The sequence below is a fragment of the Microcystis protocystis FBCC-A270 genome (assembly GCF_050500235.1).
Lineage (GTDB): Bacteria > Cyanobacteriota > Cyanobacteriia > Cyanobacteriales > Microcystaceae > Microcystis > Microcystis ichthyoblabe_A.
The window spans coordinates 4,389,018-4,413,706 of sequence record NZ_CP191407.1 but is presented as its reverse complement, the minus strand read 5'-3'; the positions used below and the strand labels follow the sequence as shown (position 1 = coordinate 4,413,706).

Genomic DNA, 24,689 nt, shown 5'->3' with positions numbered 1-24,689 from the left:
ATACCTTCTTTAACCTGAGATAAAGTCTTGAGCCGCTTTAATAGCCATTTCCAATTCTTCTCGACTGTGAGCTTTAACCGTCAACTTGCGACCATTGGCCTCTACCGACAATTCTATCGGTTTACCTCCCAGGCGATCGCCAAGAAACCCTAACAGTTTTTTGCCATTAGCGGGGTTAACTTCGGTCATTAAGATTCCACCCAAAAAACCGCCCAATGACTTATTACCTTCAGGGGGATTGGGATCAAGAATGCGTTTAACCGATTCAACTTCATCTGCCTGTTCTAGTTCTGTTAGTAATACTTGGGTCTGTTTGTCGCGTTCTTCAGGCTCCAGGTTAGGATCGTTAAAAGCGATCAGCAATTTAATCGTAGATTTGTTACTCATAGGAAGTTGAGTTGAAATAATATAGGATAATACTAATCTTACTGAATTATGCAAATTTTACCATATACCATCTGAAATCTAAATAAGTGATCCCATTTTCATACTGCCCCTTGCCGAGTGCAGATTTCTTATTTCTTGGGAGCATCTCATTTATGCAAGTGAGTAATTATACTTGTCCCTAAAAATGGTTTCTAGCAAGGCTTTCAAAATAGCTTGACATAAAACCTGATTTAGGGGTTACAAAGGTGAGATGCTCCCGGTTTTAACCTTGTACAGGTTAGAGGGTTATGATTCTTTAACAAAGGGAATTGACCACAATCAGCACAGCATCTCCCAATTATTGTCTTTAGGTCGCTAAAATTTCGTTTCTCGCCTTATTTCTCCTTTTTTCTTGAGAATGAAATAGCCCTACCCTTATTAAGGGGGGATAAAATTATGGGTGTATATCGTTAGCAAAGAGACAAACAAAGAGAGGCTATAGACTAATAAAAAATATGTCCCTTTTTGACAGAAAATATCTGGGAAGATTGCAACCAGCGAGACTCAAAAGAACTGAGATGAGTGGTGGTAATTAAGGTTTGAAAACGGTCTTCGATCGCATCTAATAATTGATTTTGTCGTTCGATATCTAATTCCGCTAAAACATCATCGAGGAGTAGTAGGGGAGGTTCCCCGATAATCTGCTCTAGTAACTGTAATTCTGCTAATTTCAAGGCTAAAACTAAGGTTCTTTGTTGTCCTTGGGAACCGTAGGATTTAGCGGGGTTTTGGTTAATTAAAAAATCCACTTCATCCCGGTGGGGACCGACTACCGATGTCCCTAGCTGTTTCTCGGCCAAACGACGGGTTTCAATTTTATCTAAAAAAGCCGTTTGTACCCCATTGACATCATCTTCTACCCAAGGCACATTGGGAATATATTGTAATTCTAGATATTCAGTTTTTCCGCTAATACTTTCGTGCCATTTTTGAGCTAAAGGAATTAATCTTTGCAGGACTCGCGCCCTTCTTCTCGTAACTCTTGAACCAGTTTCTGCTAATTGTAAATCCCAGAGTTTTAGTTGGGATAAATCCGCATAAACTTTTCCCTCTAATTCCTGTTTACGAATCTCTTTTAAAAGAGCGTTCCTTTGTCGTAAAACCTGATTATATTGCTGTAAAATATGAACGTATAGGGGTTCTAATTGAATTAATAAAGTATCTAACCAATCTCGGCGAGCTTCCGGACCACCGCGCACTAAATCCAGATCGAGACTAGAAAATTGTACCGCATTAATCACGCCCAAAAAATCGAGATGACGGCGCAGGGGTTGACGGTCACGGATCACGGTGCGACGACCGGAAGAACGGAGAATTAAACTTAATTCTGATGCTCCATAAAGACGATTAACCCTAGCAAAAATTCTCGCCTCCGAGTCCGATTCTAGCACTAGATCCCGATCCTTGCTGACTCGATGGCTCTTGAGAGTGGCCAAAAGTTCGATCGCTTCTAGTAAATTGGATTTTCCCTGAGCATTATTGCCCAATAATATTGTTTTTTTGGACTCGAATTTTAGCAACTGTTCGGCATAATTTCTAAAACTGTGAAGGTGCAGGTGTTCGAGATACATTGCAAGTTGGGGGTTAAGTATTGGGGGTGGGGGAGTGGGGAGAAAACAACTGATAACTGATCACTGATAACTGATCACTGATAATGGCAGCGGCTGAGGGTTAAGTGAATTTGCTATAATTCTCCTTGACAATCAATATTTTATAGTAGCTTTTACCTTGAAGATTCCCTTTTTGCCTTTAAAACAGACTGAAAGTCTATCTAAACTCGCTTTGATTGCTATACTCGCTTTTGATGCTTCTGTGTCTCTCGCAGGACAATTTCCCGATGGCAGAGTATTTTTTGAGAGTTCTCCCACTCTGGTTAATTTCTTCGCTACTTTCCAATCCGTGCGTGCTTGGGGTGCAAAATACTATCTTACCATCGCTCTGCCGCCGTCTCTCGGGGCGCCCTTGGGCAAAGTAACTATACAACAGCAGCCTAATATTCAAACTATTGCTTTTCTTGTTGATCAAACTTTTGCTTTTCTTGGCGATCGCAATCAGCGAGGCGAAAAATTAACCCTAAAATCCACTACTTTTGACCCCAATACTCAGACGATTACGGTCATTTTTGATCCTCCTGTCCCCCCCGGTAATACCGTTTCCATCGGTCTGAAACCAGTACGAAATCCCGATTATGGTGGTGTCTATCAGTTTGGAATTACTGCTTATCCCCCTGGAGACAATTCTCCCGGATTAGCTCTAGGAGTCGGACGTTTAACAATTTACGATGCTGGCGATCGCTGGTAGGCCGTTCTGCGTCTAAAAACAGTAATCAGTGAGCAGTAAAAAGACAGTAGAAAACCTCAGTTCCCTGACTTCGTTGTTCATTTGAGGTCAGGGATTAAGCGTTTGCTTGACCCAAATTCGGAATTGTTTTAATGCCATGGCACTACCGATTTTTTGACTATTTTGTAGCGTTCCTGGAATTTTTTCTATTAGATTAAATTGAGGAAATAGTCGGCTTTGGCAAGATTCAACGTATTCTGATCCTTGCAAAACATTGATTTCTAGTCTCTCTCCATTATATCGCCACAATTCAGGAACACCCAATCGCTCATAATTATTAAATCTGGTTCGCTTAGTAATATCAATCTCAATTGCTAAATCGGGAGGGGGATCAATCGCCAAATCAAGGCGCGTTTTTCCCCGAATAGCATGACAATTTTCGATATAAAAAGACTCATCTGGTTCTATTCCTTGATCCATTTTATGATTTTTAAAGGTTGTCGATCCAGCGGGTTCATAGTCTAACTCTAATTCATCCAGAAGAACTTTAACCAAATCCCCGATTAAAACTTTGGTGTTTTCATGAATAAAAAGAGGAGTCATTGCTTCTAAAGTTCCCTGACTATAAGATAGACGAATTGACCGTCGATCTCCCAATTCGTCAAGAATTGTTTCATAATCTTGCCAAGTGAGTGAAGTTAACAACAGGCGATCGCCTGGGGTAACAGTTAGTTGTTTTAATGCTAATAACATCAGAATTTGTCGGCTCAGTTGTTATGATTGGGCGGTTTAGTCAGTATTTAACTTTTTTCTACCTTAGACTATATATAGCAGTTTTCATCAGAATGAGGCATGGGCAAGGGGCTTAAACTCTTGGTTGGCAAAACTTGTCGATACCTCAGTAACGTGAAAAGCTCTATATGCAAACTGAAAACTCAAATCTGATCACTGATCAAGGAGAACTTCCCACCTCACCCTTGAGATGACTGCCCTAACTTTCCCGTCTGAGTTTTAGAAAAATTTAACTTTATTCAATCCATGAACATCTGTTCAGATGTTATACTAAAGTCAGTAAAGAAGTTCAGAGGTAGTAACCATGATCGCTGTCACCATGATGAAATGTGCTTGTAAATCCTGTTTGTGTGTAGTATCGATCGCCGATGCCATCAAAGAAAACGATCAATACTACTGTTCCCAAGCTTGTGCCAATGGTCACGTTAACGAGAACGAGAAAGGCTGTGGACACCAGGGCTGTCGTTGCGTTTAAATTTAGTTATTAGGGAGAAGGGGACAAGTATCGGCATGGAAGATTTGATCGATACCTCCCTTTCTCAACTTTCCCTTAATAACCGATCAGGAAAAAATATGGCCCTAGAGAAAATAGCACCGGTTTGTGGGGAATCCCATCACCAAGAGGCGAAATTCCAGCACTTGCAGGGATTAGAAATCGAAAAAGCCCAAAAAATGGCCGAATTTTTCAGCCTTTTGGGGGATGCCAACCGCCTAAGAATTCTGTCGCTTTTAGCCAAACAAGAATTATGTGTTTGTGACTTAGCCGACGACTTAGGGATGAGTGAATCGGCCGTATCGCACCAGTTAAGAACCCTAAGAGCCTTAAGATTAGTTAAATACCAAAAACAGGGACGGAGAGTCTTTTATCGTCTTGCCGATCATCATGTTCTTGACCTTTATTACGCGGTCTCGGAACATTTAGAAGAGCCAGCGGACGAGGATTAAAACAGTCCCAAAGCGGGTAAAACAAACTGTAGGAGCAGAGAACCAATCCCCTGCACCATTTGGTCTAATTGAGCGTTGCCACCACCTTGTTCTCGCGGTTTTAGGGCGATTTCCATGCCTTTAATAAAATTCTCTGCCGCTTCGTAACCGGGGGTATTGCCTTGTCGTTCAAAGAGAGTCGAAGCCATTTGAGCGTCCTGGGCCGCTAGAGCATTTTGTCCCAGACGATAGTGAGCCATGGCCCGGGCCAGATAAGCTGGAGCATATTCCGAGTTGATTGTCAAGGCCTTATTAAAATTTTCTATAGCCGTGCTGGTGCGTCCCTGTTTTCCTTCCACCATCCCTAGACCGTAGAATAGTTCAGGAGTACCAGCACTACTGGGAATTCCCACCGCACCCTGCACGTATGCAGTGTCTAGTTTGGTGTTGTCAAGGTTAGCATTATTGAGATAAGCGCCTCTTAAATCCGCACCCGTCAAGATTGCCCCGCTTAAGTTCGCTCCAGTCAGATTAGCACCAAAGAAAGAAGCACCAGTTAAATTAGCACCACTCAGATCCGCTCCACTTAAATTAGCTTGACTAAGATTGGCCCCGACGAGATTGGCCCCATTTAATTTTGCCCCAGTTAGATTCGATTGCACTAACCCCGAACCGCTCAGATCACATTGGGGACATTGTCGGGTGGATAATAATTGCTGTAGATGGTTTAAATCTTCCCCATAACCAACTAGGGACAAGTTCAGGGGAAGACTGAGGAGGAGGGTTAGGGCGATCGATTTGTACATAGTTTAAAAATAACTCTAGTTATTATTATTGATAATAACCATGCGATCGGGGCTAATCGCTGAACTAGATTCTGCTTGAGAAATCAGCCCTTGTCCACTAAAATAGGAGATTAGAGGCTCTTAAGGTCAGAAGAAGCGACAAAATCGAGATTTGTTACCTTTTCAACAGCAGGTTTTTTAGAGGAATTTCCCTATTTTATAATGACTACTCTACACGGTAATTGGCTGATTGGTTCGCAGGATAGTGTTTTTTTTCTTTGGGGTGAACAGTGGCAAGGGAAGGAATTAAGTGAAACAAAGGAAAATCATCCTTTTTGTCTAGAATCTGGGGCATTAGCCCAATTTATCCAGAAATTTTCTCCTCAGCTTGACCGCTATTCTCCAGAATCAATCAAGCTCAGTTTGCCTAGTTATTCCCCCCCAAGGAAAAAATATTTTTTACCGCTGCTGTCGGGGCAAATTCTCGAACCCACAGCTAAATCCTTGTCTTGGCAACCATGGCAGGTATCGGGATTAACTTTTTCTGCGGGGATGATAATACAGTTATGGGAGAAATTACCCCTAGCTAAGGCCGAATTTATCGGCAATGATCTACGATTTTGGCTGTATTTGCACCGTTGGAGTTTAGATTTATTAGCAAGGGGGAAATTTTTAGCGGGAATAAATCAGGGTGAAAGTTGCTGGTATCCCCTGCTAGATAGTACCATCGATCGCACTCGTTTAGCTAAGTTTATCCAAACCATCCCCCCGGTTTGTCTTGCCTATCAAGAAAATAGCGAACCACAAACAATTATTCTCGATTGCTTAAAAAATATTGTCGATGCTCGTTTGCGACAAAAGATAGATAGTAGTGTTAATATTTCCCCCTCATTGATGGTAAAACCCTGGCTACAATCTTTAAGCGGTGATCATCATGACATTGCTTTAGAAGCCAAGAATTTACAGCGTCTAGAAAATGCTTATAATAACTGGGTGTTTCCTATCCAAGAAAGTTTAGTTAATGGCAATAATCGCCAATTAATCGAGAATCAATACCGTGTCTGTTTATCTTTACAACCTCCCAGATTAGGGACAGCGTGGAAACTAACCTATTATTTACAAGCGTTAGATGATCCCGAATTTCTCATTAGTGCCAAGTTGATTTGGTTAGAGGGGAAAGAAAGTTATCATAGTTATCAAAGAGTTGTCAATAATCCCCAGGAAATTCTCTTAAAAGGATTAGGATTAGCATCGCGATTGTACGAACCGATTAGAATTAGTTTAGAGCAAAGACACCCGGAGGAATGTTCTCTTGATTCGATCGAAGTTTATCAGTTTATTCGCTCGATCGCTTGGCAATTGCAAGATCAGGGATTAGGGGTAATTTTACCAACGGGGTTAACTGCTGGTAGTAATGAACAAAGATTAGGAATTAAGATTGCTGCCAGTGTAACTCCCAAAAAAGGAGAAAGATTAAGTTTAACCAGTTTATTAAACTTTCAGCTTAAATTAGTGGTAGGGGAACAGGAAATATCGAAAAAAGATTTTGATAAGTTATTAGAGAAAAAATCGCCAGTGGTGGAAGTGGGGGGCAAATGGTTAATCCTACAACCTACGGATGTCAAAGCAGCTCAGGCAATTTTAAATAATACCATTACTCCCCTTAATCTCTCGGTAGAGGATGCCCTGCGCTTGAGTTCAGGAGATAATAATCTAATTGCTAAACTGCCGGTAGTTAATTTTCAAGCGGAGGGAGCATTAAAGGAATTAATTGATAATTTAAATAACAATCAAGGGATTCAATTAATCAACCCACCGCGGGAATTTCGGGGGGAATTACGTCCCTATCAAATCAAGGGAGTTAGTTGGTTAGCTTTCCTAGAAAAGTGGGGTTTAGGTGCTTGTTTAGCCGATGATATGGGTTTAGGAAAAACCCCGCAATTAATCGCTTTTTTACTAGCATTAAAAGAAGAGGATATGTTAGTTAATCCCGTGTTAGTGGTGGCTCCCACTTCTGTGGTTAATAACTGGGAACATGAGTTAAGAAAATTCGCTCCCACCCTGGGGGTTTTTGTGCATCATGGCGAAAAAAGATTAAAAGGTCAAGCTTTTGCTCAAGAGGTAAAAAATAAATCGGTTGTTATTACCAGTTATCCTTTAATCTATCGCGATCTGTCCACTTTGGAAGCAGTACAATGGCAAGGTTTAGTTTTAGATGAGGCTCAAAATATCAAAAATTCTACGGCTAAACAATCCCAAGCAGTGCGAAAAATACCCGCAGGATTTCGGATTGCCTTAACGGGAACTCCCGTAGAAAATCGCCTGACGGAATTATGGTCAATTTTGGATTTTCTCAATCCCAATTTTTTAGGAACTCAAGCCTTTTTTCAGCGTCGTTTTGCCCTTCCCATTGAAAAATACGGCGATCAAGAATCCCTGCATAATTTACGTTCCCTTGTCCGTCCTTTTATTTTACGGAGATTAAAAACCGATAAAACTATTATTGAAGATTTACCAGAAAAACAGGAAATGAATATTTTTTGTGGTTTATCGAAAGAACAGGGACAACTTTATCAACAATTAGTCGAGAAAACCCTCCAGAAAATTGAAGAAACTCAAGGAATTCAGAAACATGGATTAATTTTAACCTTGCTAATGCAACTAAAACAAATTTGTAATCATCCTGGTCATTTTTTGAAAGAAAATAGTTTAGAAACCAGTCAAAGATCGGGAAAATTATTACGCTTAGAAGCCATGGTAGAGGAAGTGATAGCAGAAGGCGATCGAGCTTTAATTTTTACACAATTTGCCGAGTGGGGAAAACTCCTACAAACCCATCTCCAGAAAAAATTAGCCGAGGAAATATTATTTCTCTCCGGTTCTACCAAAACAAAAGATCGGGTAGAAATGATCGAGCGCTTTCAAAATGATCCCCAAGGACCAAAGATTTTTATTCTCTCCCTGAAAGCGGGGGGAACAGGATTAAATTTAACCCGCGCTAATCACGTTTTTCATATCGATCGTTGGTGGAATCCAGCCGTAGAAAATCAGGCCACCGATCGCGCTTTCCGCATCGGACAAAAACGCAATGTTCAGGTACATAAATTCATCTGTACGGGAACCCTAGAGGAACGCATTAATGAGATGATCGAAAGCAAGAAACAATTAGCGGAACAAACCGTAGATGCTGGGGAAAATTGGTTAACAGAATTAGATACCGATCGCCTGCGAGATTTATTATTATTAGATCGATCGGCAATTATTGATGAAGAAGAAATTGATTAGAAGCGAACCACCTGATAAACCGTGGAACCATTCTCAAACAGAGGCCGATAGTAAATACCGCTGCAATTGTAATAAAGCGTATTGTCAGCCGTAATTGTGGTGCAGCCGTCTGGGATATAGGTGACAATTGCGCCGATTGGCGGGGCCACCACCGTGTAGGAACTGCCGCTAGGTTGAAGATAGATGCCGTCCGAGTAAATGTAGGAAGTAGAACCCACATAGACGGTATTGTAGTAGGGGGGGAGAGTAGCGATCGCTGAACCGATGACTAAGCCGGTGGTCAAACCCACCCAACCCCAACCCGGGGGGACGTAATAACCGCCACCGTACCAACCGCCACCACGCCAGTAACCGTTGCGATTATCGTCAATAAAGTTCTGACGGTTCTGTTGGCGATCGCTAACCTGCTGCTGCCGTTCCCCCTGTCTTTCGGTGCGTTCCCCTTGACGGGTATCGGTTCTTTCGGTGCGTTCGTTCTGCCGTTCCCCCTGTCTTTCGCTACGTTCCCCTTGACGGTTTTGTTGACTGGTTTGCCGTTCCCCCTGTCTTTCCGTGCGTTCCCCTTGACGGTTTTGTTGACTGGTTTGTCTTTCCCCCTGTCTTTCCGTGCGTTCCCCTTGGCGGTTTTGTTGACTGGTTTGCCGTTCCCCCTGTCTTCCAGAAAAATCTCTAGAGGGTTGGGAACGATTACTAAAATTCCCTCGGTTTTGCAGATCACTACTGCGGTTAACCCGTGGGGAAGCTCCACCACCGCCACCGCTACGACCACCGCCACCGCCACCGCGAGCGTCCACATAATCCGTGATCAGTAAACTTGTACCCAAAAGGAGGGCGGCAAGAACACATAAGTTTTGACATAAAGATCTTTTCATGGCCCGGACTCCTTGATTTTTTTATTCGCCTTGGCTGCTTATCTTCCCAGATTATTTTCTGCAAGCGTTCGACGGTTTCTGGTGCAAAAAAACGCTCTCCTGTTTCTACACAAACTCTGGCGGGAACATTTTCTATGATAAATCTGGGTTGCGTTCGGATAGAGTAAGGCTTTTGATAAGAGACTTGCGCTTTGATAATAGACCTCTTGCATAATTTTTTTATGGTATAATATAAGGTTTTGCTTTTTTCTCAATTCTTAGATTGAAGTGGAAAAAAGAATAAAATGTGATCTTAGGTCAGGAAATCATCTATAATTTTGCTATGTTTATTAGCAAAATTATGGATTATCAAAACTTATCAGATGAACAATTCAAACGCCGTTTCGGTGTGTACAAACAAACATATAGAAAGATGGTAGAATCAGTAAAAAGTGTTGAAGCCGACTCTAATTCACCATCTAAAAGGGGACCGAAACCTAAACTATCTATAGAAGAACAAGTTTTAGTAACGTTAGAATATTGGCGAGAATATAGAACATATTTTCACATTGGTACAAGCTGGGAACTATCAGAATCAACTATATGTCGGATTGTAAATAAGACGGAAAAAATGCTTTTACAATCGGGAAACTTCCGTTTAAAAGGAAAAAAAGCTTTACTCAATCAAGCAGAGATACCGGTCGTAACGGTAATGGATGTGACGGAAACTCCCATTGAACGCCCCCAAAAGAAACAGAAAGATTTTTTTTCGGGTAAAAGAGGTTATCATACTTTAAAATCCCAATTAGTAGCTGATCAAAATACCGAGGAAATTATCTGTGTCTTTTGTGGGAAAGGTAGAGGTCATGATTTTAGTTTATTTAAAAAAAGTCGAGTTCGTTTTCATCCTTTAACTACCAGCATAGAAGACAGTGGTTATCAGGGAATAGCTGCATACCATAGTAATAGTTATACACCGAAAAAGAAATCGAAAAATAGAAAATTAACAGAGTTAGAAAAAGAGTATAACAAGGCTTTAGCCAAAGAAAGGATTATCATTGAACATATAAATAGGAAACTCAAAATCTTTAAAATCTTATCCTGTAAATATCGGAATCGTCGTCGAAGATATAGTTTAAGAGTTAACTTGTTGGCGGCTATTTATAACTGTGAGTTAGGGATAGGTATAGCAGCTTCTTAAAAGTTGCCTAAAGATTAATCAAGTCAAGGAGAATTTATTCTCAATTTTTATAATTGAGATAGTTTGTGCCGCTTAAATAAAGAGGTTTTGATAACCAAATTAAAGCAGCTCTAAAGAGTTTTGAGTTAAAAGTTAAACTTCAAGTTTTCATTCAGGACGAATGTACTGATTAACTAATTTTTTGGGGAAAATTAGTTAACCCATCATTATAACATATAATTAATTTGCAAGAGTTCTAATCTACCTTTTGGGCGAACGCAGTTCGCCCCTACATTGTGCATAAAATCCGTTACTGTAGGGGCGCAAAGCTTGCGCCCTCCGATCGATCAGGTTTGCTGATCACTCTAAGTAGGGGGAGAGCCTTCGACAGCCTCCGCAGCTAAGGGACTTGCGCTTTGATAATATGCCATCTGGCTGGTCTGACTCTTCTACAGAGCGATTTTCTGGCTGGGATATTATTCCCACGCAAGTCCCTAATGTCCCGATTAGAAAAGAATCGGCTTAATTCTTCTGAGAACATCCTGGAGCAACCGTTCTGGACACTTGCCGATAAAGCTCGCTTTTCTCCCTCGGAAGTCCAACGATCGCAGTTGATCTACCATGATAACTCCTGTCACTGCCTCTCCATCTGGAATCTTGACGTAGAAAGGGTTCTGGCGTTGCGTATTGCTGACCGGACAGACAAAGGCAAAACCAATCTTGCGATTAAAATCAATATGGCTTACCACCAGTGCTGGACGATTACCCATTTGCTCATGCCCAATCTGTGGGTCGAAGCTCAACCGCAGGAAATCTCCACGTTCTGGAATGTATGTCACCAAACCTCCTCTCCCATCGGTCGTCCCCAATCCACTTCCGGCTCCGGTGATTCAACAACCCCAGCCAGTAGTTCTTCTAGGCTTAACTCAGGCAAGGCTTGAATTAGCTCAATTACTAGCTTTCCGTTTTCCACAGAACATTCAACAACGTCATTGGGATTGAGGTTTAGTGCCTCCACCGCGTACTTGGGAATCCGAATCGCTAAAGAATTACCCCAGCGTCGAATCTGCGACTTCATGATCCCACCTCGAATTCGTTAGATATTCAAAGTATATCAAAACGCTGATTTAGGGGAATACCGACAAGCGATCGCATTTTATGAACAGGGTTTACTGCTGGGATTGATTATCCCTAGGGGGTAGAAGTTCGATAGGGATCGACTCTGATCCCGGTTGGAAAGTGAAAGTATCGGCGGAGGTACTGGGATTAAAATTCCAATCGGATAATATTGCCGTGTACTGGGGTGAACCGGGTAGAGTTTTATAGGTGATAATCGCTTTTCTCATTAGGGGGGTGGCATCCTGCGTGACCCAGATTTGATAATCGCGATCGCTACCGATCAGCAGCAGGTGATACATCGGTTCGCGGTTGACCATGTCGTTGCCGATAAAAATAATTTGCTTGACATCGGCCATTAGCTCTGCACAGGGATCGTTCGCTGCCAGATTTGACATGGGAATGCTGATCCCGTACCTTTGTTCTACTTGGTCTAAGGCTTCATCTAGAGTATTCGGTGCTGGTTTCGTGACGTATAGATCCCGTTCCAGATCCGCAAGGGTGAAGGTTTTACCATCGTAAAAAAAGCGGGTAACTCGTTCATCCCCAGTGTAGTCCGAGCGCAGGCGATTGGGTTTCTCTACCCAGATGTTTTGATAGGCACTGTACTGAACTTTCGCCCCTGAGTCGAGTATATCGTCATAGGTGACATCCATCTTGACGGTGAACGATCGCTGTTTGGTTAAATTAGCACAGAGTTGCTCGATCACTTGTTCCGCCGTTTTTGGGCGGATTTCCTGGGCCAGAGTGGGGATTTCCGCCAAGACTGCCGCAGCAGTGACCCAAGGCAAAAGCAAAGAAAGAATCGGGATAAAGCGACGCATAATCATCTAATATTCCCCCAAGGTGATCGATTGTTTTGGTTAACGACCATTGTGTAAACTGACTAAACGAGCGATAAAAACGGCGGGATAGAGAACTCCAGTCATTCCTTCTAAATTGGCTAAAACTCTAGCGATTTTACTGGTAGGAACTATATCACCGTAGCCAACCGTAGCCAGGGTAGTAAAGCTGAAATGAAGTAGATCCGCCTGGTTGACGGTTTTAGCGGCGGAGCTAAAGGAATCGGGTTCGAAAATCTGGACGATATTATAAGCGGATGCCCAGAAAAATCCCAAGAGAAAATAGACACAAATTCCCCCTTTGATGATATCAGATGTGACCTGTTCGGCGAGAATTAATTCTAGTAAAATCGAGTACACACATAAACTAACAAAAGCTAGAGAAATTAATGTACTAGATAGCTCGAACCAACGGTTGAAATCGCTATAAATAGGGATAATCGTGCTGAATGCTCGCAGGAGGAGGGCAATCAAAAACAGACCGATATTAAATCTTAAAGCCAATTTACTGCGATCGATCTGATAAACAGCGATGATCAGGGAGAGGGAGAAGAAAAAGAAAATCAGCCAATCTCCCAGGGGTAGATATACTAAAAACGGGTAAATAATGTAGAGCGAGAGCAGATTTGCCAGCAGCCGATTGTATTTATTTTCTGTTGCCCGCATCAATTGACGGAATTTCATAGCAGCGAACCTTTAATTGGCTTAACCATATACCAAGTCTCGTTTTGAGGAATTTTCTCTCTATTCTAACTCTCCTCCTCTGACAGAAGATAAATAAGTTAGATCGTAGCGTTCAGATTTTAGCATAGAGTACAAGTAACCCGTGTTAAGCTGTCGATCTAACAACAAAGCTTAACAGCTGCAATGGAGCGCAGCAGAATTGCCATCCAGTGCAGCACATTAGAATTCTTGCAAATTAATTATATGTTATAAGATTCGGTTAACTAATTTTCCCAAAAAAAATAGTTAATTAATATATTTGTTCTGAATGAAAACCAGAAGTTTAACTTTTAACTCAAAACTCTTTAGATATGCTTGAATTTGGTTGTCAAAACCTCTTTATTTAAGCAGCACAAACTCTCTCAATTTTTATAATTGAGAATAAATTCTCCTGACTAATTATAATTCTCCTTCACTGGATTAATGTTTGGCAACTTTTAATAAGCTGCTACACCTATCCCTAACTCATAGTTATAAATAGCTGGTTATAATTAAATTAAAAATGGATTTTAGGTTCGATCCCCCCTGCCCCCCTTGATAAGGGGGGTGCCGATAGGCGGGGGTTACGGTAAACTCAGAGGGGGAATATATCCCCTATCTGGTTTTAATCTGAACTGAGGTTAACCACAGCTAATTCTAATGTTTGCCCTTCCTTTTCTAGCTCCTTTTTGCTAAAACTTAACACCTCATCTAGACAATCAATTACCACCGTATCCCCTTCCATAAAAGCTTGTTCGAGAATTTTTGTGGCTAAAGGATTCTCTAACTCCCGTTGGATAGCACGTTTTAAAGGTCGCGCACCGTAGGTGGGATCGTAACCAACAGTAACGATATGATTTTCTGCAGCCGTAGTTAATTCTAGATTGATTTTTTGTTCTCCTAATAATCTTTCCAGACGCTGTAATTGCAGACGAACAATATAACGCAATTCTTCTTTTTTCAGGGTATGGAAAATAATTAAATCGTCGATACGATTCAAAAATTCGGGACGAAAATGACTCCGCAAAGCTGTTAAAACCCGTTTCCGCATCTCCTCATAATCGGCATCTTCGGAAACATTTAAAATATGGTCACTGCCAATATTACTGGTCATGACGATAATCGTATTCCGAAAATCCACCACTCGCCCCTGAGAGTCGGTAATGCGCCCATCGTCAAGCACTTGTAATAAAATGTTAAAAACATCCCGATGGGCCTTCTCCACTTCATCCAATAAAACCACAGAATAGGGACGACGACGCACCGCTTCCGATAGTTGTCCCCCTTCCTCGTAACCCACATAACCCGGAGGAGCGCCGATTAACCGCGAAACCGCGTGTTTTTCCATGTATTCCGACATATCGATGCGAACCATGGCTTCCTCGGAGTCGAACAGTAACCCCGCCAAGGCCCGCGCTAACTCGGTTTTACCCACTCCTGTGGGTCCCATAAATAGAAATGAACCAATCGGACGGGAGGGATCTTTCATTCCTGCGCGTGCGCGTCGAATCGCCGCTGCTACTGCCGTGACCGCTTCATTTTGTCCGACCACTTTTTTCTGTAAATGAGACTCTAATTCTAATAATTTTTGTCGTTCCGATTCCATTAAACGATTGACGGGAATTCCTGTCCACCGGGCAACTATTTCGGCGATATCGGCATCAGTTACCTGTTGTCTTAACAGGGTCGAACCTGCCGCTTGAATAGTTTCTAGCTCTTTTTCTTTTACTTCTAATTCCCCTTGTAAAATTTCTAGTTTGCCATACTTTAATTGGGCTGCTTTATTGAGATCATAAGCACGTTCCGCCTGTTCCACCTGTAGGCGCAATTGTTCTTCTTCCTCTCGCAATAATTTAATTTCCTCGGCGATATGTTTTTCCGTTTGCCATTGGTCAGCAAGAGGCTTTTGTTTACTTTCTAATTCCTCAATTTCTTCGATAATTCTTTCTAAACGCTCTTGAAAAGCTCGATCTTTTTTCTCCTCTTTTTCTAAGGAGAATTTTTCCATCCGTAACTGCATTAAGCGACGATCTATCATTTCCAAATCGGCAGGTTTAGTGGTACTTTCTACCTCTAATTTTGCCGCCGCTTCATCAACTAAATCGATCGCTTTATCCGGTAAAAAACGATCGCTAATATAACGATGGGATAAGGTAGCTGCTGCCACTAGGGCCGAATCGGTAATTGTCACCCCATGATGCACCTCATAACGTTCTTTTAAACCCCGGAGAATCGAGATAGTATCCTCCACGGAAGGTTCCTTAATATAAACCTGTTGAAAACGTCTTTCTAAAGGGGGATCTTTTTCAATATGATTGCGATATTCATCCAAAGTTGTCGCCCCAATACAGCGCAATTCTCCCCGAGCTAACATAGGTTTTAATAGGTTGCCTGCATCCATGGATCCCCCTTCCCTAGAACCCGCACCGACGACGGTATGTAGTTCATCGATAAAGAGAATAATTCGCCCTTCTGATTGGGTAACTTCTTTCATGACTGACCGCAATCTTTCCTCGAATTCTCCTCGATATTTTGCCCCAGCGATTAAACTTCCCATATCGAGGGAAATTAACTGACGATTTTTCAAAGATTCGGGAACATCTCCGTTAACAATCCTTTGGGCCAATCCTTCAGCGATAGCGGTTTTTCCTACCCCCGGTTCACCGATTAAAACCGGGTTATTTTTCGACCGTCGCGAGAGGACTTGTACCACCCGTCGAATTTCTTCATCACGACCGATAACCGGGTCTAATTTGCCTTCTTTGGCCGCTGCTGTTAAATCCCGGCCATATTTATCTAAAGCTTCGTATTTTTCCTCTTGATTGGGTTCAGTAACCTTTTGAGTACCGCGAATAGCTTTGATGGCTAATTCTAAATCTTGGGGGTCAAGATTGAAAGTGCGTAAACATTTCCGGCCAACCCTTTCATCTTCGGCAAAACCGACGAGAAGATGTTCGACGGAGATAAATTTATCTTGCCAACTTTCCCGGGATGCTTCCGCTCGATCGAGCAGCAGATCGAGACCACGACCTAGATATAATTGATCGACGATGGCCACTTTCGGCTGTCGGTTGGTGAAGACTTCTAGCTGTTGTTGCAGTCGCGGAATTTCTATATTAGCTTTTTGTAAAATCCGGGTGGCTAGACCGTTATTCTGCTCTAGGAGGGCAATAATAACGTGTTCCACCTCTAAGGTCTGATTTTTAAAGCGTCGCGCAATTTCTTGCGATTTAACGATCGAATCCCAAGCTTGTTCGGTAAATTTATTCGAGTCTGTGGGTTGCATTCTGCACCAATGAGGAAAGCCAGTGTCAGAGGTATAGTATAGCAAGGAGTCTCGATCGATCACAAAGTTCCAGGCTCGACAAAGGGTCTGACTTGAAAGAGGGTGTGGGGTGTGGGGTGTAGGGTGTGGGGTGTAGGGTGTGGGGTGTAGGGAAAGAAACCTCTTTCATCTGTGGGGGTGAAAATTTTTTCATCGGGTCTGACTTATTGATCGCTATTACCCAATTCGGTTAAAGCAGTCCCGGTGAGACGACAAATTTGCCACTCTTTGAAGACCTTAGCCCCCATTTTTCCATAAAAATCGATCGCCAGTTGATTCCACTCTAAGACAGTCCATTCTAAAAGTCCTGCATCCCTAGCGACGGCAATTTTAGCCACAGCCATTAGTAAAGCTTTCCCGATACCTTGACTACGATAATCGGGTAAAACGAAGATATCTTCCAGGTAAATCCCCGGTTTAGTTATAAAGGTGGAATAGTTAGCAAAAAATAGGGCAAAACCGACTATTCTACCCTCTACTTCCGCGACCAATGCTTCGATGTAGGGTTTTTCTCCAAATAAATGATCCCCTAAAGCTTGACTATTTCCTGTCATTAAATGGCTGAGTTCTTGATAGGCTGCTAAGGCAACAATTAAGTCAAAAATAGCCTTGACATCGGTAGCAACGGCAGCACGGATGGAATAATTCATGATTGCTAGTCAAATCTTGATTTTAATGCTGATGATGTTTATGGGGAGATTCAGCAGGGGGAGAATTAAGATTGGAAAAATGGCCGTTATTTAATCCCATCCCAACGCTACCAATACTGAAAAGTCCCATGGAAACAAAACCGGCCGCAATTGTCCCCATGGCCACGGTTCCAATGGAAACTATTCCCATAGGAACAATACCGATGGAAATAACGCCCATGGGAACAATGCCAATAGAAATTATACCAGTGGGGGCAATACCGATCGACAACCATTTTCGTCCGGAATTACCACAACTATTCTCTTTTTCTTGACCTAGATTGGAATCCATGTTTAACCCCGAAGATGCTTTGAGCCTTACCATCCTAGGTTAGGGGTAGAATTCTTGTCAAAAGACCGCTAGTCAAAATGAAAGTTAATTTTTTCTAAAAACTATTGACTTTTCATCTCAGTTATGTACTGGCGGGATACCGGCCACGTCGAGAATTTTTGGGACTAAATCCTCCCGTTTAATCGCCATGATGTGGACACCTTGACATAACTGCTGGGCTAATTTTATTTGTTCGGCGGCGATTTTGATGCCTTCTTCGAGGGGATGGGCTGCATCGGCGAGTCTTTGAATGATATGGTCGGGAATTTGTACCCCCGGCACATTTTTATTTAAAAATACGGCGTTTTTAGCTGATTTTAACAGAAAAATCCCCGCTAGAATCGGTTTATCGGCCAGCGAGGCCACCTGCTGCATGAACTTATCAAGACACTCGAAATCTGTAACTAATTGACTTTGAAAAAACTGCGCTCCCGCTTCGATTTTACGCTCAAAACGGCGTTGAAGACCAGACTTACTTTTTGACTGCACATCGACGGCAGCCCCGGCAAAAAGTTCTAGGGGTCCATCGGGTAAAGATTTATCGTTAAAGTCAAAACCTTTATTTAATTTATCGATTAATTTTAACAAACGTACCGATTCTAGGTCAAAAACTGCTCTAGCCTGGGGGTGATCTCCTGCTTTGACGGGATCTCCGGTTAAAGCTAGTATATTTCTCAATCCCAAGGCATGAGCGCCCATTAGATCTGCTTGTAATCCGATCACATTGCGATCGCGACAGGCCATTTGACAGATGGGTTCGATGTCGTGTTGATAGAGAATAGCGGAGGCCGCCAGAGAGGACATTCGCACTACGGCGCGACTGCCATCGGTAATATTAGCTGCATGAACGCGATTTTTTAGCCAGAGGGCCATTTCTAGCATATGACTGGCATTCCCCCCTTTCGGGGGAGTAATCTCGGCTGTAATCAAAAATTCTCGGTCTTGAACCGCACGTCGTAAACGAGTAGTCATCAAGTTATCTAGGTTTTAACCATAAATTTTATAGTAGATTTAGCCCGAAAATCACTCGGAGGGAAGGAATGATCATCGGGCTGTTTTATACTGGTCGGTGTCAGCACCTGGCTGATATCAGATAAGTTAACTGGCAGGAAAAAATTTTTAATGTAGTATAATACACGGACAGTTTAACCAAATTCGTTTATAAGTGTAAAGGACAACCGATTCGATCGAGCGATCATGCAAACTCTTTCTCGTTTACCTACTAAAGACAAAGCCCTAATCATGACCCATCCCCTCAAAATCGTCGCTTTAGGTGATAGCCTTGTGTATGGCTATGGCGACCCCGTGGGTGGCGGTTGGGCCGAGCGCCTACGTCGTTTGTGGATGGAAAGTGCCGGTCATGCCCTGTATAATTTGGGGATTCGCGGCGATCGAGTGGTACAAGTGTCCGAACGTTTAGAACAGGAATTTCGTCTCAGGGGGGAAATTCGCAATCGTCTCCCCGACCTGATTCTTCTCTCCGTCGGTGTTAATGATACAGCCCGTTTAGGCCGGCCCGATGGTCGTACTTATACCGATCACGATCTTTTTCAAACTCAAATCGAACATTTACTCGGCCGGGCCCGTTCTCTTTGCCCGGTTTTGTTTATAGGTATGATTCCCGTGGATGAGCGGAAAATGCCCTTTTTAGATTGCTTTTACTTCAACCATGGCGATCAGTATAGTTTTAAGGAAACCACTAAACAAGCTTGTCTAGAGCAAAATATTCCCTATCTCGATTTATTTGATCTCTGGATGGACCGGGGTGATCTGTGGTGCCAAGAAAGATTAATGGAAGATGGACTTCATCCCAATGTCCAGGGCTATCAATCAATTTTAGAGGATATTTTAAACTGGTCGCCCCTCACCTCCTTTGTCGGTGTGGATAGTTTTATTCAACCTTTCACAGGAATTGCACAAAAGTGATGTCCTCTGTTCTCAGTGGTTCTAGCGGCGTTACAGAAACCAGAAGAGCCGGCAATATAACCGAACTTACCCCCTACATATCTACTAAAATGCTGAAAAGGCAATTGCGCTACTCGTTAAAAATGTAGTAAATTAAGGGGTAGAATTTGCTAATCATTGCTCTGAATTTGTGACTCAATAAATTCTCGAAAAGCTGAATCAAAAGTTAATTTTTTCAGACTATATTTGATCGTCATTTTCCAAAAACTAGCTTGACTATAGCGTTTCCTGTTCGCACGAGGTACATTGTCGATGGTGAAAAGCTTAATCAGCATCTCCCAATTATTGTCTTTAGGTCGCTAAAATTTCGTTTCTCGCCGTATTTCTCCTTTTTTCTTGAGAATGAAATAGCCCTACCCTTATTAAGGGGGGTATCTGATAGTTTTTAACACCTAACTACTTAATAAAACAGGCGGCAGGCCTGTTTCACTATTAGCTTCAGAATAATTAAGCCTACTTAATTTCGCGCACTACCGGCTTACCGTCGATAATTTCACCGACGAGAATCAGATCAGCAACCCCGACGAATAAACCATTTTCTAAAACCCCCGGCATATTATTAATAGTTCTTTCCAAATCAGCCGGATCATCGATACTATCAAATTTAACATCGATAACTAAATTGCCTTGATCTGTGACCACGGGGCCGGCTTTTTTCACCCCCATGCGCAGGGAAGGTTTACCACCGAGGGCCTCTAATTTCCGCATTACCGGAGTCATGGCCATGGGTAACACTTCCACCGGCAAAAGAAAAGTCGATCCCAACTTATCCACCAGCTTATTGCCATCCACCACCACGACAAAAATATCGGCGAGACTATCGACAATTTTCTCCTGAGTATGGGCAGCACCGCCGCCTTTAATCAGATTTTTCTGGGGATCCACCTCATCGGCCCCATCGATGGCGATATCCATCTTCACGATGACATCGAGGGTAGTGAGGGGAATTCCGTACTTCCGGGCCAAAACCTGCGCTTGAAAAGAAGTAGGAACCCCGACAATATTGCTGATTTCCCCGCTTTGCAGTCTAGCACCGAGATATTCGATCGCGTAGGCCGTCGTTGAACCAGTTCCCAATCCCACGACCGAATTAGATTGAACTAGATTAGCGGCGGCCTTACCGACCTCCTGTTTCATAAGAATGACCGGATCGATTGCTGTCATGATGCACACTCCTAAAAGCGATGTTTTGAACCTCTTAGTTATCGGCTATCCCTTGCCCTCTTGTCAATGGAATTAGGGATTAGTGGCCTGAGCTGCTAACATTTCCTTGAGTTTAGCCAATTCATTGGCCCAACGGGGATCTGGCTGTAAAGCGTCACCATCGCTGGTAACTTTCGGGGCATTATTGCCACCCCGTTCAGCCTTGCGTTTTTTGCCGCCGCCGCCACCACCACCACTGGATTTGCGCGGTGCCGCCGTCGTCGGTTTCGGAGTCGGTCTTTCGACTTTTTCCGGGGTTTCTACGCTGGCCTCCGGTCCGTCTGCTTCTTCTCCTTCTTCTTTACCTCCCTTGCTGCGGGGGAGAGCTTTCTCGATTTTGATCGGGTTTTCCATGAAGGATTGACCGTTGTATTTTTCGATAAACTGGTCAGCTAGTTCATCGCTAGGGACGGTAACGAAGGCAAAACCGCGACATTTGCCGGTTTTGCGATCTTTGATGACTTTAGTGGTGATCGTATCCCCTTCATCGGCAAAAAGCGCCTGTAATTTTTCGCGCTCGACGGATTCTTTGGGCAAATTACCAACGTATAGACGAACGGACATGATGGATTCCTCCAAGTATAGGGTGATGTAAAAACTTGTGCGACATTCCGTGCCTGTATGCTGATTTTTTTAAGGCAAACAGAGCTAAGGAAGATATTTCCCAGCGATAAGCTTGTAGTTTCTGCACGATAGCGGCTGTGGCCGTCAATTTTGACTATCCTTAACGATTTCAACGAGAGGGACGGAATCTAGGGGTTACGTTTTTAGCTTTTAACAGGCCTAACCATTCAACTTACCCGATTTATGTCGCTCTTTTCGATTATTACAGAATGTTTCCACAATTTGTCAAATATTTTCTCTCGCTCTGAGCTGCCTAAGTATAACTACTTAAGTATTTGTTCACAGTAAGCAAAATTTTATGAAAACTCTTGCTAAATGTATCATTATATGCTTCTTTGCTTTTGGCGGCGGGGTATCCTAGCTAACAGGAGGGAGAAAGCAAAACCCTCTCTACAGATACATTGACACTTTGTCAAGTATTTGTTACATTAGTTAAAGAAAAGAGGTGATACCAATCACCCATCTCGCTTGTGATCAACCACTGTCTTCATTGAGGAGGAACACCATGTCTCAACCGATCGAACTTTCCTTAGAACAACAGTTCAACATTCGTTCTTTTCAGACTCAGGTAGAAAAAATGAGTCAGGAGCAAGCGCAGGACTTCCTGATCAAGCTCTACGAACAAATGATGGTCAGAGAAAATATGTACAAAGCTTTTCTCAAACACCAGTGGGGTCTAGATTCTAATCCCTGGGCCCCCCAGTAACTCATTTCACCCCTTCGGGCGACCTCTTTCTCCGGCTGGGTTTCTCCGGAAACGAGCTAGGGATGCGGGGCGCATTTCTTCACCTTTTTAGCTATTCTTAGGGAAGAATAACCGAACTGCTGGGGGTTAATTTATGTTCGAGCGCGCTTTGATCTGTACAGATCTTTTCGATGGTCTCCATCGTCTTGTCCATTGTGTGCCACACTTAGCCCTGAGCGGCTTAAAACAAGTTATCTTCCTCCACAGTATTCCGGTTTGGGAACAACCCACCCTAGCTGCCGTAGATCAAGCAAAAATTGACGCGGCCAAAGAAAAATTATCTCCAGCTTTAGCAAATATTCCCGACGGTATGACAGTTATTGTCGAAATCTCTAACCGTCGTCCCGTGGATGCCGTGCGGGAAATCCTCGCTAATCACTCTATTGACGTGATTTTGATGGGAAATCCCATGCGCGGTGCTGTCCAAGAAAAATTATTCGGTAGTACCAGTTTAGCGATCGCAGGTATGACCGATATTCCGCTGCTGATTTTCCGACCGCAATTATTATCAGTTTATACTCGCGATGAATTGGCCCTGCGCTGTCAGCATCTCTGGAAACATTTATTAATTCCCTACGATGGCAGTCCCGACGCAATTTATCTAATTGAACAGATAGAAAAATACGCTCAAATCCGCGCCCCCGGCTCTTTTGAGCAATGTCTTCTCCTCCGGGTAGTAGAAAATATCAGTCGCGATCCCGGTGTCACCGAATACCGTTTTAATGATGCTCGTCGGGAATTAGAAGCGGTGCAAGCGCGACTAGAAAAACTCGGTTTGCAAGTAAAGAGCCAAGTGCGATCAGGAACACCTGTATTAGAAGTTTTGACGGCAGCAGAAGAAAATGATATCAGTGCGATCGCAGTGGCCACCTGCCATCGTTCTAATATGTTGGAATGGTTAGCCGTGCGTCGGATTAATGAAGATATTCTTCATCAACTGTGGTTTCCGCTCTTATTTTTCTCACCGAAGGGATAGACTGGAAAAAGGCTCTCTTGGGGATAAACCACAAAGGTACAAAGGACAGAGAGAGGAAGACAAATTCGAGCGCTAAAACCTATCACAAAAAAGACAAGAGAGCCGCAAAAATTTGGAGGAAATTAACTTCAGTAAGTAGGGTCTGCTGAATAATGGTAAAACCCTTTTAAAATAAAGCTTTTGACCTGTTAAAGTCCGATGTTCATGCTGCGAAAATAGGATTGGGACTTTCACAAACCTTGCATTATCCTTCTTGTAGTACATTGCTTGATACAAAAAACAAGGGCAACAAAGCCTGAAACGACCGGCTACTGACTCGGAGACTCCTGACTCCTACCCCCAGGAAAAACTTTTTCAGCAGACCCTAAGTAGTTATAATTAAATTGAAGATGGATTTTGCCTCTGAGCTACCCTGCCCCTACCCTTAATCCCCCCTTGATAAGGGGGGTGTCTGATAATTTTTAATGCCTACCTACTTAATAATCAGAGGTTAAATTGGCTAAGTTAATCATTACTATTACCTCTCAAAGTATTCTACGATAGCTCTCGCTATCGATTCTGCACCATCTTTAGGCAGTTTAACCTTTAATCGTGGCGGTTGGGGGGCTTGGCGTAAAAAGTCCCAATTACCTTGAAAAAATTCTTCACTGCTAATGATTTGATGATAACTATAATCTTGGATTCCAGCCAATAAAATCGCTGATTCGGCGAAACCTTCTCGAATTAGGGAAACAATCGGCACCTCTAATTTTAAAGCCTCGGCAAAGGTACTATATCCCGGTTTGGAAATAATTCGATCGCACAGGGGCATAAAATCCACGGGACGATAGCTCCGATCTAGTTTATCCTGTAAGCGGACTAAATTGGGCAATTCGGGCGCGTTTTTTTCAAAAGTGATAAATTGCCAATCGGGAAAACTGGCGAGGTTATTATATGGAATTGCTTCTAATCCTAACCCCCCAAAACTCAATAAAATAGTTTTTTCTTTAGGGGCATTTAGCTTAAACTCCTGTCGCAATTGTTCTTCACTGTAGCGGGGTGTACCCCCGGTTAAATTTGCTTCTGTAATGTGAGGAAATGCTGTCATCGCTTCTGCTAAAGGCAGTTTAAATAAGCGATCACATTGATTATAACAACGACTGATCCAATCACTAATACTGGCAAATTCTTCACCCCAATCACGATAGATAAAATCCCAGCCAAAGTTACCAATCATCCAACAAGGAAGCCCCGCACTTTTGGCAATTAGTGCCGCTAAAGGCGGTAAATCGGCCACAACTAAACCCACACGATTAGTTTTAATAAAATTAACTTCACTGGCAATAATTGCCCTTGATTGAGCAATTATTTGTTCTAATTTTTCTTTAGTAGCTAATTTATCCATCGTTAAACTATCCGATTGGATTACCCCCACATCAAACCCTCGGGGTCTTTGAATATATTCTCCGGATATATAGGAATCTAATAACCAGCGCGGGGCCGTGGTGACTAATATCGGCAAAATTTCGGGATTAAGTTCAATAATATTAGCTACTACTGAAGCACTGCGGACGGCATGGCCAAAACCATGATTAGTAACGGCAAAATAAACAACAGGACGAGACATATAAGTAGTCGTGTAAAATAAATTTCCTAGGGAAGATAGGCA

Annotated in this window: 24 protein-coding genes; 8 read left to right on the top strand and 16 right to left on the bottom strand. The window is 42.7% G+C overall.

All coding sequences use genetic code 11. The features are described from left to right. Positions 1-9 precede the first annotated feature (9 nt). The gene (locus ACQY1X_RS21535) at positions 10-387 is read right to left on the bottom strand and encodes a hypothetical protein (RefSeq protein ID WP_430015133.1); all 378 of its coding nucleotides are present in this window, start codon (positions 385-387) and stop codon (positions 10-12) included. Between the two features lie 482 nt (positions 388-869). After that, on the bottom strand, positions 870-1,997 hold the full coding sequence (gene recF / locus ACQY1X_RS21530; RefSeq protein ID WP_002747232.1) for a DNA replication/repair protein RecF: 1,128 nt from the start codon (positions 1,995-1,997) through the stop codon (positions 870-872). Positions 1,998-2,154: 157 nt separating this feature from the next. Between recF and ACQY1X_RS21525 the strand changes: the two genes are divergently transcribed. Further along, positions 2,155-2,727 carry a DUF2808 domain-containing protein gene (locus ACQY1X_RS21525; RefSeq protein ID WP_002738348.1) on the top strand — a complete coding sequence of 191 codons (573 nt, stop codon included), beginning with the start codon at positions 2,155-2,157 and terminating at the stop codon, positions 2,725-2,727. A gap of 87 nt (positions 2,728-2,814) precedes the next feature. On the opposite strand, the gene ACQY1X_RS21520 is transcribed toward ACQY1X_RS21525, so the two are convergent. After that, positions 2,815-3,459, bottom strand: coding sequence for a Uma2 family endonuclease (locus ACQY1X_RS21520; RefSeq protein ID WP_016516541.1), 645 nt, complete (start codon positions 3,457-3,459; stop codon positions 2,815-2,817). Between the two features lie 343 nt (positions 3,460-3,802). Between ACQY1X_RS21520 and ACQY1X_RS21515 the strand changes: the two genes are divergently transcribed. Next, positions 3,803-3,973 carry a metallothionein gene (locus ACQY1X_RS21515; RefSeq protein WP_287233415.1) on the top strand — a complete coding sequence of 57 codons (171 nt, stop codon included), beginning with the start codon at positions 3,803-3,805 and terminating at the stop codon, positions 3,971-3,973. A 35-nt stretch (positions 3,974-4,008) separates the two neighbouring features. Then, entirely contained in the window at positions 4,009-4,443 is a 435-nt protein-coding gene (locus ACQY1X_RS21510; protein ID WP_002754959.1) for an ArsR/SmtB family transcription factor, read from the top strand. Here the strand turns inward: ACQY1X_RS21510 and ACQY1X_RS21505 are convergent. Beyond that, complete coding sequence (locus ACQY1X_RS21505; RefSeq protein WP_002739252.1) at positions 4,440-5,228, bottom strand: pentapeptide repeat-containing protein; 789 nt, start codon at positions 5,226-5,228, stop codon at positions 4,440-4,442. The genes ACQY1X_RS21510 and ACQY1X_RS21505 overlap by 4 nt on opposite strands. 201 nt (positions 5,229-5,429) lie before the next feature. On the opposite strand from ACQY1X_RS21505, the gene ACQY1X_RS21500 reads away from it, so the two are divergent. Further along, positions 5,430-8,492: a DEAD/DEAH box helicase gene (locus ACQY1X_RS21500; RefSeq protein ID WP_430013532.1), complete on the top strand. Its 3,063-nt coding sequence runs from the start codon at positions 5,430-5,432 to the stop codon at positions 8,490-8,492. Here ACQY1X_RS21500 and ACQY1X_RS21495 read toward each other — a convergent pair. Next, complete coding sequence (locus tag ACQY1X_RS21495) at positions 8,489-9,364, bottom strand: DUF6515 family protein (protein ID WP_430013531.1); 876 nt, start codon at positions 9,362-9,364, stop codon at positions 8,489-8,491. The genes ACQY1X_RS21500 and ACQY1X_RS21495 overlap by 4 nt on opposite strands. Before the next feature lie 322 nt (positions 9,365-9,686). Here ACQY1X_RS21495 and ACQY1X_RS21490 point away from each other — a divergent pair, with 322 nt between their 5' ends. Then, entirely contained in the window at positions 9,687-10,544 is an 858-nt protein-coding gene (locus tag ACQY1X_RS21490) for an IS5-like element ISMae4 family transposase (RefSeq protein ID WP_420065461.1), read from the top strand. 485 nt (positions 10,545-11,029) lie between these two features. Here ACQY1X_RS21490 and ACQY1X_RS21485 read toward each other — a convergent pair whose 3' ends face one another. From ACQY1X_RS21485 to ACQY1X_RS21450, 8 genes are all read right to left on the bottom strand, one after another. Beyond that, the gene (locus ACQY1X_RS21485; RefSeq protein WP_002778731.1) at positions 11,030-11,362 is read right to left on the bottom strand and encodes a type II toxin-antitoxin system PemK/MazF family toxin; all 333 of its coding nucleotides are present in this window, start codon (positions 11,360-11,362) and stop codon (positions 11,030-11,032) included. Further along, positions 11,359-11,601: an AbrB/MazE/SpoVT family DNA-binding domain-containing protein gene (locus tag ACQY1X_RS21480; RefSeq protein WP_002791939.1), complete on the bottom strand. Its 243-nt coding sequence runs from the start codon at positions 11,599-11,601 to the stop codon at positions 11,359-11,361. Before ACQY1X_RS21480 ends, ACQY1X_RS21485 begins: the two co-directional genes overlap by 4 nt. Before the next feature lie 91 nt (positions 11,602-11,692). Continuing rightward, a complete protein-coding gene (locus ACQY1X_RS21475) occupies positions 11,693-12,469 on the bottom strand; it encodes a DUF2092 domain-containing protein (protein ID WP_430013530.1) in 777 nt (258 codons plus the stop codon). 33 nt (positions 12,470-12,502) lie between these two features. Then, positions 12,503-13,165, bottom strand: a complete 663-nt coding sequence (locus ACQY1X_RS21470; protein ID WP_287233396.1) for a potassium channel family protein — start codon at positions 13,163-13,165, stop codon at positions 12,503-12,505. Positions 13,166-13,808: 643 nt separating this feature from the next. Continuing rightward, positions 13,809-16,469: an ATP-dependent chaperone ClpB gene (gene clpB, locus ACQY1X_RS21465; protein ID WP_002739103.1), complete on the bottom strand. Its 2,661-nt coding sequence runs from the start codon at positions 16,467-16,469 to the stop codon at positions 13,809-13,811. Positions 16,470-16,672: 203 nt separating this feature from the next. Continuing rightward, a complete protein-coding gene (locus ACQY1X_RS21460) occupies positions 16,673-17,158 on the bottom strand; it encodes a GNAT family N-acetyltransferase (RefSeq protein ID WP_002797118.1) in 486 nt (161 codons plus the stop codon). 22 nt (positions 17,159-17,180) lie between these two features. Continuing rightward, positions 17,181-17,489, bottom strand: coding sequence for a hypothetical protein (locus tag ACQY1X_RS21455; protein WP_002759516.1), 309 nt, complete (start codon positions 17,487-17,489; stop codon positions 17,181-17,183). Positions 17,490-17,606: 117 nt separating this feature from the next. After that, a complete protein-coding gene (locus ACQY1X_RS21450) occupies positions 17,607-18,500 on the bottom strand; it encodes a methylenetetrahydrofolate reductase (protein ID WP_012266671.1) in 894 nt (297 codons plus the stop codon). Between the two features lie 225 nt (positions 18,501-18,725). On the opposite strand from ACQY1X_RS21450, the gene ACQY1X_RS21445 reads away from it, so the two are divergent. Next, a complete protein-coding gene (locus ACQY1X_RS21445; protein WP_430013529.1) occupies positions 18,726-19,454 on the top strand; it encodes a GDSL-type esterase/lipase family protein in 729 nt (242 codons plus the stop codon). A gap of 492 nt (positions 19,455-19,946) precedes the next feature. On the opposite strand, the gene rpiA is transcribed toward ACQY1X_RS21445, so the two are convergent. Further along, a complete protein-coding gene (rpiA, locus tag ACQY1X_RS21440) occupies positions 19,947-20,657 on the bottom strand; it encodes a ribose-5-phosphate isomerase RpiA (protein ID WP_002738940.1) in 711 nt (236 codons plus the stop codon). Between the two features lie 72 nt (positions 20,658-20,729). Next, positions 20,730-21,260, bottom strand: coding sequence for an RNA recognition motif domain-containing protein (locus ACQY1X_RS21435; protein ID WP_002738382.1), 531 nt, complete (start codon positions 21,258-21,260; stop codon positions 20,730-20,732). 565 nt (positions 21,261-21,825) lie between these two features. Here ACQY1X_RS21435 and ACQY1X_RS21430 point away from each other — a divergent pair. Together ACQY1X_RS21430 and ACQY1X_RS21425 are read left to right on the top strand one after the other, a co-directional pair. After that, positions 21,826-22,026, top strand: a complete 201-nt coding sequence (locus ACQY1X_RS21430) for an NblA/ycf18 family protein (protein WP_002739006.1) — start codon at positions 21,826-21,828, stop codon at positions 22,024-22,026. 133 nt (positions 22,027-22,159) lie between these two features. Then, positions 22,160-23,041: a universal stress protein gene (locus tag ACQY1X_RS21425; RefSeq protein ID WP_430013528.1), complete on the top strand. Its 882-nt coding sequence runs from the start codon at positions 22,160-22,162 to the stop codon at positions 23,039-23,041. 517 nt (positions 23,042-23,558) lie between these two features. Here the strand turns inward: ACQY1X_RS21425 and ACQY1X_RS21420 are convergent. Continuing rightward, entirely contained in the window at positions 23,559-24,647 is a 1,089-nt protein-coding gene (locus ACQY1X_RS21420; protein ID WP_069474490.1) for a glycosyl transferase, read from the bottom strand. Positions 24,648-24,689 lie beyond the last annotated feature (42 nt).